Source organism: Bradyrhizobium manausense (assembly GCF_018130615.1).
GTDB classification, from domain to species: domain Bacteria; phylum Pseudomonadota; class Alphaproteobacteria; order Rhizobiales; family Xanthobacteraceae; genus Bradyrhizobium; species Bradyrhizobium manausense_A.
The window spans coordinates 190,120-203,532 of record NZ_JAFCKB010000013.1 but is presented as its reverse complement, the minus strand read 5'-3'; the positions used below and the strand labels follow the sequence as shown (position 1 = coordinate 203,532).

12 protein-coding genes and 1 pseudogene are annotated in these 13,413 nt (G+C 63.5%); 6 read left to right on the top strand and 7 right to left on the bottom strand.

The features are described 5' to 3' along the window. The 3 genes and pseudogenes from JQ587_RS23860 to JQ587_RS23850 form a co-directional block, all read left to right on the top strand. A pseudogene (locus JQ587_RS23860) lies at nt 1–1,334 on the top strand (hypothetical protein); the annotation flags it as partial. 398 nt (nt 1,335–1,732) lie between these two features. Further along, a complete protein-coding gene (locus JQ587_RS23855) occupies nt 1,733–2,614 on the top strand; it encodes an alpha/beta fold hydrolase (RefSeq protein WP_212426898.1) in 882 nt (293 codons plus the stop codon). 71 nt (nt 2,615–2,685) lie between these two features. Continuing rightward, on the top strand, nt 2,686–3,219 hold the full coding sequence (locus JQ587_RS23850; protein WP_212426889.1) for an REP-associated tyrosine transposase: 534 nt from the start codon (nt 2,686–2,688) through the stop codon (nt 3,217–3,219). Between the two features lie 91 nt (nt 3,220–3,310). Here JQ587_RS23850 and JQ587_RS23845 read toward each other — a convergent pair whose 3' ends face one another. Next, a complete protein-coding gene (locus JQ587_RS23845) occupies nt 3,311–3,577 on the bottom strand; it encodes a hypothetical protein (protein ID WP_212426888.1) in 267 nt (88 codons plus the stop codon). Nucleotides 3,578–3,724: 147 nt separating this feature from the next. After that, nucleotides 3,725–4,639: a LysR family transcriptional regulator gene (locus JQ587_RS23840; protein ID WP_212426887.1), complete on the bottom strand. Its 915-nt coding sequence runs from the start codon at nt 4,637–4,639 to the stop codon at nt 3,725–3,727. Nucleotides 4,640–4,768: 129 nt separating this feature from the next. Here JQ587_RS23840 and JQ587_RS23835 point away from each other — a divergent pair, with 129 nt between their 5' ends. The 3 genes from JQ587_RS23835 to JQ587_RS23825 all read left to right on the top strand — a co-directional run bounded on the left by JQ587_RS23835 (nt 4,769) and on the right by JQ587_RS23825 (nt 7,642). Then, on the top strand, nt 4,769–5,707 hold the full coding sequence (locus tag JQ587_RS23835; protein ID WP_212426886.1) for a ring-cleaving dioxygenase: 939 nt from the start codon (nt 4,769–4,771) through the stop codon (nt 5,705–5,707). Next, nucleotides 5,704–6,330, top strand: a complete 627-nt coding sequence (locus JQ587_RS23830) for an alpha/beta hydrolase (RefSeq protein ID WP_212426885.1) — start codon at nt 5,704–5,706, stop codon at nt 6,328–6,330. The genes JQ587_RS23835 and JQ587_RS23830 overlap by 4 nt, the downstream gene beginning before the upstream one ends. Nucleotides 6,331–6,571: 241 nt before the next feature. Further along, nucleotides 6,572–7,642 carry an acyltransferase family protein gene (locus JQ587_RS23825; RefSeq protein WP_212426884.1) on the top strand — a complete coding sequence of 357 codons (1,071 nt, stop codon included), beginning with the start codon at nt 6,572–6,574 and terminating at the stop codon, nt 7,640–7,642. A 341-nt stretch (nt 7,643–7,983) separates the two neighbouring features. Here JQ587_RS23825 and JQ587_RS23820 read toward each other — a convergent pair whose 3' ends face one another. Genes JQ587_RS23820 through JQ587_RS23800 form a run of 5 tightly spaced genes read right to left on the bottom strand, consistent with a single transcriptional unit; the run spans nt 7,984 to nt 13,387 of the window. Then, nucleotides 7,984–9,477, bottom strand: a complete 1,494-nt coding sequence (locus JQ587_RS23820; protein ID WP_212300521.1) for an ABC transporter substrate-binding protein — start codon at nt 9,475–9,477, stop codon at nt 7,984–7,986. A 58-nt stretch (nt 9,478–9,535) separates the two neighbouring features. Then, complete coding sequence (locus tag JQ587_RS23815) at nt 9,536–10,540, bottom strand: ABC transporter ATP-binding protein (protein WP_212300520.1); 1,005 nt, start codon at nt 10,538–10,540, stop codon at nt 9,536–9,538. Beyond that, nucleotides 10,537–11,550: an ABC transporter ATP-binding protein gene (locus JQ587_RS23810; RefSeq protein WP_433995307.1), complete on the bottom strand. Its 1,014-nt coding sequence runs from the start codon at nt 11,548–11,550 to the stop codon at nt 10,537–10,539. Before JQ587_RS23810 ends, JQ587_RS23815 begins: the two co-directional genes overlap by 4 nt. Beyond that, nucleotides 11,547–12,440, bottom strand: coding sequence for an ABC transporter permease (locus tag JQ587_RS23805; protein WP_212426882.1), 894 nt, complete (start codon nt 12,438–12,440; stop codon nt 11,547–11,549). Before JQ587_RS23805 ends, JQ587_RS23810 begins: the two co-directional genes overlap by 4 nt. Beyond that, nucleotides 12,437–13,387 carry an ABC transporter permease gene (locus JQ587_RS23800; protein WP_212300518.1) on the bottom strand — a complete coding sequence of 317 codons (951 nt, stop codon included), beginning with the start codon at nt 13,385–13,387 and terminating at the stop codon, nt 12,437–12,439. Before JQ587_RS23800 ends, JQ587_RS23805 begins: the two co-directional genes overlap by 4 nt. Between the last annotated feature and the right edge of the window lie 26 nt (nt 13,388–13,413).

The following is a 13,413-nucleotide window of genomic DNA, read 5'->3' as shown; positions in this document are numbered from 1 at the left end:
ACACAGCCGCAGCCAGTGGGCCGACCGAAGCTGACGCCGCGCCCGGCAAGAGCGCAGACAACGGTCATTCGCAGCACCCTGCCGCGACGGCCGCGGACACAGCCGCAGCCAGTGGGCCGACCGAAGCTGACGCCGCGCCCGGCAAGAGCGCAGACAACGGTCATTCGCAGCACGCTGCCGCGACGGCCGCGGACGCAGCCGCAGCCGGCGGAACGGCCGAACCGGACACCACGCCCGGCAAAAGCGCAGAGCACAGCAATTCACCGCACGCTCCCGACGCGGCCTCGGACCCAGTTGTAGCCAACGGGTCGACCGAACCAGACACCGCGCCTGGCAACAGCGCAGAGCATGGCAATTCGCAGCACGCTCCCGACATGGCCTCGGACACAGTTGTAGCCAGCGGGTCGACTGAACCAGAGGCCGCATCTGGCAATAGCGCCGCGAATGGCAATTCGCCGCACGCCGCCGACACGGCCTCGGACACGGTTGTAGCCAACGGGTCGACCGAACCAGACACCGCACCTGGCAACAGCGCAGAGCATGGCAATTCGCCGCTCGCCGCCGACACGGCCTCGGACGCAGTTGTAGCCAGCGGGTCGACTGAACCAGAGGCCGCATCTGGCAATAGCGCCGCGAATGGCAATTCGCCGCACGCCGCCGACACGGCCTCGGACACGGTTGTAGCCAACGGGTCGACCGAACCAGACACCGCACCTGGCAACAGCGCAGAGCATGGCAATTCGCAGCACGCTCCCGACATGGCCTCGGACACAGTTGTAGCCAGCGGGTCGACTGAACCAGAAGCCGCATCTGGCAATAGCGCCGCGAATGGGAATTCACCGCACGCCGCCGACACGGCCTCGGACACAGTTGCAGCCAACGGGCCGACCGAACCAGACGCCGCACCTGGCAAGAGCACAGAGCACGGCAATTCGCCGCACGCTCCCGACGCGGGTTCAGAAACAGCCGCAGCCAACGGGCCGAACGAACCAAGCGTCACGGTGCAGCCCTTAGACCCCGGTTCTGCAAGCTCAACGGTAGCGGCCAATCCGATCGAAACGAATGCCCCGGCCCCTCCCGCTGCAGCGACGTCCGAGACCGGAGCTGTCCAAGAACTGGTATTCAACTTCGATAGTCCGGCTTCCCCTTCTCCTCTCACTGCGGTCGTTGAGCTGACGGCGACCAACGTTCCGCCCGCGCTGCTCAACCTTGACGTCGAATCGGGGGCAATTCTCAACGCGGGCCTACCTGCCTTGCAGGATCACGCAACGGGTCACGACAATAATACTTCGCATCATGCTACGGCGCATTCATCCCACGACCTCCTGATTTGAAAGACGGCCACAGACGGCACCAATCGCGACTGCAGCCGAATACACGCAACGACGCGACCCCAATTATAAAGGCCTGATGCAGCGCCTCGGCCGCTTTTGCGCTTCTTGGTGGCTGTTCGATGGCCCGCCAGGCATCAGCAGACTCATCACGTGGCGCCTCGACAAACCGTGATGCGTTTCACCCGCATGTTCGAGCGCAGCCGCGAGGTCGAGCTGGAGCGGCCTCGATGTCATCAGCCGAGCACCAAGAGGCAGCCCGCGATCTGGCCCCGCTTCGCGAGGTGTCGATGAGCGCGCTGGACAATATGCTCGCGTCAGCCCAGGAACGTACGGTTACGCACTGAAATCTGGAATCATAGGGGGCGCCCGTGCGCGCACGACATCTCGCCATTCTCCTCATGCTCCTCGCCCCCGCCGCCCACGCCGAGGTCGAACACTTCCCTTCCACCTTCCAGACCAGGACGATCCCGGCCAACGGCACGCAAATTCATGTGCGCGTCGGCGGCAAGGGGCCCGCCGTGATCCTGATCCACGGCTTTGGCGATACCGGCGATATGTGGGCCAGGCTCGGGGCTGACCTTTCGCGCGATCACACCGTGGTCGTGCCTGACCTGCGCGGCATGGGTCTCTCAGGCAAGCCCGAGAACGGCTACGACAAATGGAGCCAGGCCGCCGATATGCGTGCTGTCCTGCAGTCGCTCGGCATCGAGAAGGCCGCCGTCGTCGGACACGACATCGGCACCATGGTGGCCTACGCTTATGCGGCCCGGTATCGCGATCTGACCGAAAAACTGGTCGTCATGGATGCCCCTGTGCCCGGTGTGCCGCCGTGGGACGAGGTCGTCCGCAGCCCGCAGCTCTGGCACTTCGATTTCGGCGGCCCCGACATGGAGCGGCTGGTCAAGGGCCGCGAGCGCATCTACCTCGACCGCTTCTGGAATGAGTTCGCCGGCACGCCCTCAAAAGTCACCGAAGCGACGCGCCGTCATTACGCAGAGCTCTATGCGTGGCCGGGCGCGATGCATTCGGCCTTCGCCCAGTTCAGGGCAATCCGCACCGACGCTGAGGACAACAAGAAAGCGATCGCGACCAAGCTAGCCATGCCTGTGCTGGCCATCGGCGGTGAGAAGTCGTTCGGCAAGATGGAAGCGGTCGTGATGCGAAACGCGGCGAGCGATGTCACCGAGGTCGTGATTCCGGGTGCCGGGCACTGGCTGATGGAAGAGGATCCGGCAGCGACCATCAAGGCGGTGCGCGAGTTTATCGATGGGAAGAAATGAGGCGGCGAGTCTGTAGGATGGGTTGAGCTCTTGCGAAACCCATCGCACTTGTTTCGTGATAACGTCGCGCCATGACTGCGTACCGCCGCAACTTCGTTCCGGGTGGATCCTTCTTCTTCACCGTCAATCTGGCGGAGCGGAAGCTATCGTTGCTGACAGAGCATGTGGAGATGTTGCGTGCGGCGTTTCGTGAGACACGCCAACGCCATCCATTCACGATCGACGCCATCGTGGTGTTGCCCGATCACCTTCACACCGTATGGACGTTGCCTGAAGGTGATGCCGATTTTGCAACGCGCTGGCAATTGACCAAGTCCACATTTTCGCGCCGTCTGGCGCGAAACGAACGGATATCCCGAAGCCGCTCGGCCAAAGGCGAACGGGGCATCTGGCAACGCAGGTATTGGGAACATACTATTCGCGACGGGATCGATTTTGCCCGGCATGTCGACTACGTTCATATCAATCCGGTCAAGCACAGGCTCGTCGACCAGGTCCGCGATTGGGCGCCGTCCTCGTTTCATCGCCACGTGGAGCTTGGCAACTATCCTCCCGATTGGGCAGGCGATCAGTCAGATGATGGCCGCGATTACGGCGAGCGGTGATGGCGAAGAGATGGGTTTCGCAAGGGCTCAACCCAACCTACGCGCTTATCGGGAGTTGTTCCGGTTTTGACGCGAAGCGGACAAGGGTCGCTTAGTCCTCTGCTCGAATTTCTTGACCAAACCTATCGACAAAGCGCTGCCGAATTTGCACGAACCACCGCTCTTCATACTCTGCGACGAAGCCCTCGGCCGTCAGCACCGCGTGTGCAAATTGATCAGCAGTAAGAGCCTTCGTTGACGCAATTCGTTGGGCGTCAGCAAGTGGAATGCAGAAGCCCAAATCAGCGCAAAGTTCGGATAGCAAGTGGGATAAGCGGTCTTCCAACGACGAATCCTGCTTGAGCGGCCGAAAACCCATTTGGTTTTGTATCCTTTGCATTGCCGCTGTGACGGATAGCACAAATAAGGCTTCCGGTCCTGGCCCTTCTCGGACCTCATGCAAATGTCCGCTTCTACACCGCTATTAGGAGATAAGCCAACATCGCGGATTTCATGAGCACGCGCCCTAGCTTTGACGCGCATCCGAACCCTCCTCCTCACGCCCAAACCGCTCGACCAGAAAATCGATGAACAGCCGCACCTTCACCGAGAGGTGCCGCGTCGGCGGATAGACCGCATAGAGCGCGAGCGGCGGCGCCGAATAGTCGGCCAGCACCGTCCGCAACTCGCCTTTCCGGAGAGCCTCCGCGGCGATGAACTCGGGCAGCAGCGCGAGCCCCCTGCCCTTGATCGCGACGTCGCGCAGCACCTCGGCATTGTTGACGCAGAGCGACCAGGCCGGCTGGATCCAGTGATCGCCGTCGCGGCCCGTGAGCTTCCACTGATTGCCGGTGAGCAAAAAGCCGTAAGTGAGCGAGGCATGCTCGCGCAGGTCCTGCGGATGCTTTGGCTTGCCGTGGCGCGCGAGGTAATCGGGCGAGGCGCAGATCATGCGCGGGACCGGCACAATCTTCCGCGCGATCAGGCTGGAGGATTCCAGCTCGGCAATCCGCAGCGTCACGTCAAATCCGTCCTGGACGGGATCGAGCAGATCGTCGCTGAGCACCATCTGGAGCTGAAGCTCCGGGTACGCTTCCATGAAGTCTGCGAGCACGGGCCCGAGCCGCATCGTGCCGAACGACATCGGCGCATTGACGCGCAGCAGTCCGCGCGGCGCCGACTGGGCCTGCGTCACCGCCTGATCGGCGGCCTCGATCTCCGAGAGGATCACGACCGCCCGCTCGAAATAGCGTTGGCCGTTCTCGGTCGGGCTGGCGTGGCGGGTGGTCCGGTTCAAAAGCTGGACGCCGAGGCTCTCTTCGAGGTCGGCGACGTATTTGCTGATCGCCGAGCGCGACAGCCGCAGCTGCCGCCCCGCTTCGGCAAAGCTGCCGCTTTCGACCACTTTCACGAAGGCCCGGAGGCTGGCGACCTTATCCAAGAGCCCGCCTCGTCGATTGTTTCCAAATCGTAGACATAGCCGTCATATTTGCATGGATTGTCTCCAATCCAAAGCGGAACAATATTTCCGGCCAGAGCAAGACCGCTCCCCGAATTCTGGAGGACGACAATGTCTGGACTGCACCATGTCACCGCGATTGCCGGCGACCCCATCCGCAATTTCGGCTTTTACACCAGGGATCTCGGCCTGCGCTTCGTCAAGAAGACGGTCAATTTCGACGATCCCGGCACCTATCACTTCTATTATGGCGACGAGACCGGCCGCCCCGGCTCCATCCTGACCTTCTTCCCCTGGGCCGGCGTGTCCCCCGGGCGCCGCGGCGTCGGCGAAACCCATCAGACTGCCTTCCGCGTGCCACAGCGCTCGCTCGGCTACTGGACCCAGCGCTTCACCGAGAAGGGCATTCCTTACGAAGCGCTGGAAAAGCGCTTCGGCGAGTCCGTGCTGCCGTTCACCGACCCGGACGGTATGGCGCTTGCGCTCGTCGGCATTCCCGGCGCCGAGAACGAGCCCGGCTGGAGCAATGGCGACGTGCCGGCCGAGCATGCGATCCGCGGCTTCCACGGCGTGACCTTGCTGCTCGACAGCGCGGCGAAGACGGCTGCCGTGCTCACCGACGTGTTCGGCTTCAAGGAGACGGGGCGCGAGGGCTCGGTGATCCGCTTCAAGGCGCCGGGTGATGTCCAAGGCAGCGTCGTCGACATCTACGAGGCCAAGGGCTTTCTGCGCGGCCATCAGGGTGGCGGCTCCGTCCATCACATCGCCTTCCGCGCGGCTGACGATGCCGAGCAGGGCCAGATGGCGCAAAAGCTCGTGAGCAATCACGGCCTGCATCCGACCGAGCAGAGGGATCGCAACTACTTCCGCTCGATCTACTTCCGCGAGCCCGGCGGCGTGCTGTTCGAGATCGCGACCGACATCCCCGGCTTCGCCGTGGACGAGCCCGTTGCGACACTCGGACGCGACCTGAAGCTGCCTGTTTTCCTCGAACAGCATCGCAAGCAGATCGAAAGCGTGCTGCCGAGCCTGGAAGAGACCGCATCATGATCGAGAATTCGTTCATTCATCGTTTCGAGCCCGCGACCAGCGCGGGCTCCCCTCCGCTCCTGCTTTTGCACGGCACCGGCGGCGACGAGAACGACCTGCTCGGGCTCGGCAAGATGGTCTCGCCCGGCTCCGCCCTGCTCTCGCCGCGCGGCCGCGTGCTCGAACATGGCATGCCGCGCTTTTTCCGCCGTCTTGCAGAAGGCGTGTTCGACGAGCAGGACGTGCGACGGCGCGCGCTCGAGCTCGGCGATTTTGTCGCGGATGCACGGCAGCGCTACGGCATCGCCGCGCCAATCGCGGTCGGCTTCTCCAACGGCGCCAACATCGCGGCTGCGCTGTTGCTGCTGAAGCCGGACGTGCTCGCAGGCGCGATCCTGCTGCGTGCCATGGTGCCGCTGTCGGATCCGCCCAAAGCTGAGCTCGACGGCAAGCCGGTGCTGCTGCTGTCCGGGCAAGCTGACCCGATCGTGCCGGCGAGCAATTCGGCAAAGCTTGCGGAGCTGTTGTCGGAAGCAGGCGCGCGTGTCGAGCACAAGGTGCTGCCGGCAGGACACCAATTGTCGCAGGCCGACGTGACGTTGGCTCGTGACTGGATCAGCAATGTCGAGGCGAAAGCGGCATGAGCCAACAGGCGGCGCATCGTTTCCGAACAGTGCGCCAGCGGGCTAAAGTTCCACAATAACCTGTATCAATCGGCGTGTTCCAATCCAGGAACACACGCCCCTGTTGTGATTCCATTAAGAGTTGTTGTGGCACGAACATTCCCGCAATGCAGGGAGTGGCCGCAAATGGCTAGTCGCAACTCGTCCATCACGCCTGACGCTGTGCTGCGTCTGATCGCGTGAACTGATGGGACTCTTGCGATTGCTCCTGGCGCTGGCTGTCGTCGGCGACCATGTGCTGCCGCCATTCCCCTGGCTTCGTCTCACGACGGGGATCATGGCAGTTGAAGTCTTCTTCGTTGTTTCCGGCTTCTACATGCAGATGGTCCTGTCGCAGCGATACGCGTCGCCAGGAGCGTTCTACCTCAGCCGGGCCTTTCGAATTTTCCCGACCTATTGGCTCGTGGCTGGTCTTGCTTTCGCGCTGTGGCCCGCGAACGGCTTCCACGACATCGCCAATCTGGGATGGCAGCCGGCCATTCTGCTGTTCGCATCCAGCGTCTTGATCTTTCTTCAGGACACGTTGCTGTTCCTCGGAGTGGATCACGGCGAGCTATTCTTGACTGCAAATTTTCATTCCACTGCCCCTCAGCTTTCGTCATATCTGCTCGTGCGCCCGTCGTGGACGCTGGCACTGGAGCTGTATTTTTATCTGTTGGTGCCTTTTTTGGCCCGGCTACGCAGCTCTCACCTGGGTGCGCTCGCTGTCATCCTCACCGGAGCAAGGCTTGCAGCCTATGGCGCCGGACTGGATCACGATCCCTGGTTTTATCGCTTCTTCCCGTTCGAGCTTCCTCTCTTTGTGTTGGGAATGCTCAGCTTCCGCTTGCTCAGCCAAATCGAAATGCATCCGCTCTCGAAATCAAGGCCCCTGGCGCTGGTCGCCATCGCCGGCTTGATCGTGCTCGGACAGTGCTTTGTCTTGAACGTTCCCGAACAATACAGCTTCGTTGCGGCGACCATGGCGGCGGCGGTCGTTCCGATTGCCTTCGTGGCCTTCAAGGACGCCACCATCGATCGGTTTGTCGGAGAGCTCTCCTATCCCGTCTATCTCGTGCATGTCCCGATCATTCAGTTTTTCAGCGACAATTATGCCGCCGTGGTCGCGATGAGCCTGTTGCTGTCTTGTCTCATCGTCGTCGGTCTTGAGAGGCCGCTGGAGCGACTTCGCCATCGGCTCGCCGGCGGCAACGGAACCAAGACCAAGTCCATGCCGCCCATCACGACCAAAGCGGCGTTCGGATTGGCCAGCGCCGCGGACCGGCAGTCCTGATTCATCTCGGCTGTGAACGTGAACTTCGTTTGATGAAGCGTATGGCCAACCATCGACGTCTCGGGATGGCTTCGTCATGGCGTGCACTGCCTGACGGCACGTCCTGAACCACGAGACCGCAACGATCGCATCATGCCGGTGTTTTGCCCGACGGGTCAACGCCGCCGCGAACTTGCGCAAGCCATTGGAGCGGATCGCGCAAGCCATTGAAAAACCTGGCCCCGGCTACTGTGCATGGGGTTGTTTTCTGGTTTTTGTTTTGGCCTGCCCAAGAAAACGGGCCTCTCTCCGACGGAGAGAGGCCCATCTTGAAGCGCCAGGTCGACTTGATCGAGCGATCCCTATTCCCAGGACCAGGCCGAGAAGTCGTTCTCGAACTGCGGGACTTCCTTCCAGACGCCCTTCAGCTTCTTGTTGATCACGGTCGGCCATTGCGGCTGGAACAGGTAGGCGGAGACGGCGTCGGTGGCCAGCATGCGCTGGGCATCGCCAAGCAGCTTTGCGCGGCCGGCCTCATCAGGCGTCGACACGATCTGCTTGTAGAGCGCGTTGAACGCCTCATTGTTGTAGCCGAGGTAGTAGTCCGGCTCAGTCACCTTGACGAGATCGAACGGCTCGACATGGCTGACGATGGTGAGGTCGTAATTGTGCGGCCCGTTGGGAGCGAACACCTGCGACAGCCACTGCGCCCATTCGACGTTCTCGATCTTGGCGTTGATGCCGACCTTGGCGAGCTGGGCCGCGACGATCTCGCCGCCCTGCCGCGCGTAGGGGGGCGGCGGCAGCTTCAGGCTGAGTTCGAGCGGCGTGGTAACGCCGGCCTCGGCGAGCAGCTTCTTGGCCTTCTCGGGATCGTAAGGGTTGATGCCGGTGGTGTCGACATAGCCGAGCGAACCCGGCGTGTAGAAGCTGCCGATCGGCGTGCCAAAACCTTCGACCGCGCCGTCGATCAATGCCTTGCGGTCGATGGCGGCGAGGATCGCGCGGCGCACCCGCACGTCATCGAGCGGCTTCTTCTTCTCGTTGATGGCGACGATGGTCTTGGCCTTGGAGCCGCCGACCAGCACCGTGAAGCGCGGATCGTTCTTGAACTGCGCAACGCCGCGGGTGGTGACGCGCGGGAACGCATCGACGTCACCGGACAGCAGGGCGGCAATCTGCGCGGCGGGATCGCCGATGAAGCGGATCGTCACCTTGGACAGCTTGATCGCGGAAGCGTTGCGATAGTCGGCCCATTTGTTGAGCGTGAGCGAGGAGCCCTTGACCCAGGCCCCTAACTGATACGGCCCGGTGCCGACCGGCTGCGTCACATTGGTCGCTGCGCTCTTCGGCTCCACGATCGAGCCGCTCGCCTGCCCCAGCAGGAACGGCAGGTTCGGCTCGGGATATTTCAGGCTGATCACGATCGTGCCGGCGTCGGGCGCATCGACCTTCTCGAAGGCCTGGAACAGGCTCTTGTCCTTGTTGGTGCTGTTCGCGGCCGCGTTGCGCTCGAACGAGAACTTCACCGCGGCGGAATCGAAGGCTTCGCCGTTCTGGAATTTGACGCCCTTGCGCAGCTTGAACGTATAGGTCTTCAAGTCGGGCGAGGCGGTCCAGCTCTCGGCGAGCAGCGGCGAGACCGAACCGTCCTCGTTGATCTTGGTCAGGGTCTCGTAGATGTTGTAGAGCGTGACCTCGGCGATCGCGGCAGCCGCGGCGTTGGTGGGATCCAGCCCCGGCGGCTCCAGCGTCATGCCCATGACGACGCTGTCCTTCTTGCTTTGCGCCAGCACTGGCAGCGGCGCCGCGGCCAATGCTGCGGCGAAAGCGACGATCGTTAGCTTCTTCAACATGCCCAACTCCCCGGCCTTCTTCTGTCTTCTTGAGACTACGCCAATTCTGCAGCCGACACTAACCTTCCATGGCCACCTGCGGCAATGCCATCACGGCCTCCGCCTTGTGGCAGGCGGCAAGGTGCCCCTCGCCTACCCTGCGTAGCAAGGGCGGAACCTCGCGGCAATGCTGGTCGGCAAGCGGGCAACGCGCCACATAGGGGCATCCGGTCGCGGCCGCCGATTGCGAGGCGATCGCCTGAGCCCCGCGCCGCCGCCGGCCGCCACCGGCGCGGGCCCGCGGCACCGCGTCGAGCAGGGCGCGCGTATAAGGATGGGCGCAGCGCTCGAACAGATCTTGGGGACGCCCCTGCTCGACGACACGACCGAGATACATCACCGCGACCTCGTCGCAGAGATAATCGACCACGGCGAGGTCGTGACTGATCAGGATGTAGCTGAGACCGAACTGCTCCTGCAGGTCCTGCATCAGGTTCAGCACCTGGGCCTGCACAGAGACATCGAGTGCGGAGACCGGTTCGTCCGCGACGATCAGTTTCGGCTGTGTGATCAACGCCCGCGCGATCGCGATGCGCTGGCGCTGGCCGCCCGAGAACTCATGCGGATATTTGTCCATGTCCGCTTCGCGCAATCCGACCTGCTTCAGTACCGCGGCGACGCGGGCGCGGAACGTATTGCGGTCGGCATCGTCAAGCACGGTGAGCGGCTCGGCGACGATCCGCTCGATGGTCTGGCGCGGGTCGAGCGATCCGTAAGGGTCCTGAAAGACCATCTGGAAATCCCGCCGCGCGCGGCGCAATTCATCGGGGGAGATGCGGTTGAGGTCGCGGCCGAGCAGCGTGACCTGCCCCGCGGTCGGCCGCTCCAGCGCCATCACCACTCGCGCAAAGGTCGACTTGCCTGAGCCGGATTCGCCGACGATGCCGAGGCTCTTGCCGGCAGCAACTTGCACGCTGACGCCGTTGAGCGCGCGTACCTGACCGGGCGGACGAAACAGGCTCTCGCGCGGCAGCGTGTAGCGCTGCTCGAGATCTTTGACGTCGAGAAGGGGTGCCATGCTCATGCGGACAGCGCCCCGACATTCGCGGCGATCGAGATATCGGTGCGCACGCAGCGCACGACATGACCGGGGCCGACTTCGACCATCGGCGGCAGCGCCGCGCGGCATTTGTCCAGGACCAGCGGACAGCGATCGCCGAAGGCGCAGCCCGCCGGCAGATCGGCGAGCTCCGGCACCGTGCCCGAGATCGTCTTCAGCCGCGTCCCCTTGCGCGCGCCGAGCCGCGGACGGGCGCGGAACAGGCCTTGCGTGTAGGGATGGCCCATGCGGCGGAATACCTCGTCGGTCGGCCCGCTTTCGACGACAGTGCCGCCATACATCACCATCATGCGCTGCACGTTTTCGGCGATGACGCCGAGATCATGCGAGATCAAAATCATCGACATGCCGCGCTCCTCGACGAGATCAGCGATGAGATCGAGGATCTGGCCCTGAATGGTGACGTCGAGTGCGGTGGTCGGCTCGTCCGCGATCAAGAGATCCGGCTCACAGGCAAGCGCCATCGCGATCGTGACGCGCTGGCGCTGGCCGCCGGAGAACTGGTGCGGATAGGCGTCGATGCGCTTGGCCGGATCAGGCAACCCGACGCGGTCGAGCAAGGCGATCGCTTCTCTGCGCGCCTGCGCGGCGGAGTATTTCTTGTGGCGCCGCAGCGGCTCGGCGACCTGATGGCCGATCGTGTGCATCGGGTTGAGCGCCGTCATCGGCTCCTGGAAGATCATGCTGATGCGATTGCCGCGCAGCTTGCAATAGTCCGCATCCGGCAGCCGCGCGAGCTCGTTGCCATCGAGCTTGATGCTGCCGGTGACGACCGCGCTGTCCGGCAGCAATCCCATCAGCGACAGCGCCGTGATCGACTTGCCGCAGCCGGACTCGCCGACGAGCCCGAGCGTCTCGCCGCGCTTCAGCGCAAAGCTGACGCCGCGCACGGCGTGCGCCGGGCCGCGGCTGGTGTTGAGGCGGATGCCGAGATTGTCGACAGCGATCAGGGGAGCCGCATCAACCATCGTCATCGCTCCCGCGCCAGTCGGGGATCGAGCAAATCGCGCAGTCCGTCGCCGAGCAAATTGAGGCCGAGCACGGCGATCGCGATCGCCGCACCGGGATAGACCGCGAGCATCGGCGACTGGAACAGCATGGTCTGCGCGTCATTCAGCATGCGTCCCCAGGACGGCTGCGGCGGCTGCGTGCCGAGGCCAAGATAAGAAAGCGCGGCTTCGGCCAGGATCGCGAGCGCGAACTGGATGGTCGCCTGCACGATCAGGATCGACAGGATGTTCGGCAGGACATGCTCGATGGTGATGCGGAAGGCGCCCTTGCCCGAGGCCCGCGCAGCCAGCACGAATTCGCGCGCCCAGATCGCATTGGCCGAGCCGCGCGTCAGGCGCGTCAAGGTCGGGATCTGGAAAATGCCGATCGCGATGATCGAAGTCACCATGCCCGGCCCTGCGACCGCGGCCAGCATGATCGCCGAGAGCACCGCCGGAAAGGCGAAGGTGAAATCGGAGAAGCGCATGATGATCTCTTCGGTCCAGCCGCGCTTGGCCGACGCGATCAGGCCGAGGCAGACGCCGAAGGTAAGCCCGATGCTGACCGCGATGATGCCGACCAGGATGGTCGATCGCGCGCCCGCCAGCAGCAGCGAGACGATGTCGCGGCCGAAAGAGTCAGTGCCGAGCCAGTGCGCCGCCGAGGGGGGCCTGAGTTTCGATGCGATGTCAATCTCGGTAGGCGGCCACGGCGTCCACACCAGCGACAGCAGCGCCGAGGCGACCACCAGCAGGCTGAGCGCGCCGCCCAGCACGAAGCTGCGATGGCGCAGCGCGCGGCCCCAGAAGGTCCGAGCCGGCAAGGGACGCGTTGCGGCCGGCACGTCAACCGGAGTGGAAAGCTGCGCGCTCACAGGTCGTGCACCTTGATGCGGGGATCGATGAAAGCATATAGCACGTCGACCACGAAATTGACGATGACGACCATGGCCGCGAGCAGCATCACGCAATTGCGCACCACGATCAGGTCGCGGTTGGCAATCGACTGGAAGATCAGCCGCCCGAGCCCCGGCAGATAAAACACGTTCTCGATCACGATGGTGCCGGCGAGCAGATTGGCGAATTGTAGGCCCATGACCGTCATCACGGGGATCATGGCGTTGCGCAGCACATGGCTCCACAGCACCTCTCGCTTGCCGAGCCCCTTTGCGCGCGCGGTACGGACGAAGTCTTCGCGCAGCACCTCGAGGACCGCCGAGCGAGTGACGCGGGCCAGAATCGCAGCCTGCACCACGGCGAGCGAAATCGATGGCAGCAGCAGCGATTTGACGCCGGGCCAGATGCCGTCATCCCAGCCGGCAAAGCCGCCGGCGGAGAGCCATTGCAGCCGCACGGCGAACAGCAGGACCAGCAGGATCGCGAACCAGAAGTTCGGCAGTGCGATGCCAATCTGGGTCAGCGACATCACGCCGACGTCGCCGAGCTTATTGTGATTGGCCGCGGTGTAGATGCCGGCCGAGAGCGCCAGCACCACCGTGAGCAGCATCGACATGATCGCGAGCGGAATGGTCAACACCAGCCGCTCCGCGATCAAACTCGCGACCGGCGTGCCATAGACATAGGAATTGCCGAGATCGCCGATCACGAAGCCCTTGATCCATTGCAGGTAGCGGACCGCGAGCGGCTGATCGAGCCCGAGCTTGACGGTGAGCGCGCGAACCGCGTCGGCCGACGCATCGGCACCCATCAGCATCTGCGCAGCATTGCCCGGCAGCGCATCCAGCACGAGGAAAATGATCACCGACGCGCCGACCAGCGTCGCCAGCAATGTCAGGACACGTCGGAGGACAAATACGCTCATGCGCGGTCGGGCCCAGGGCTCATCAG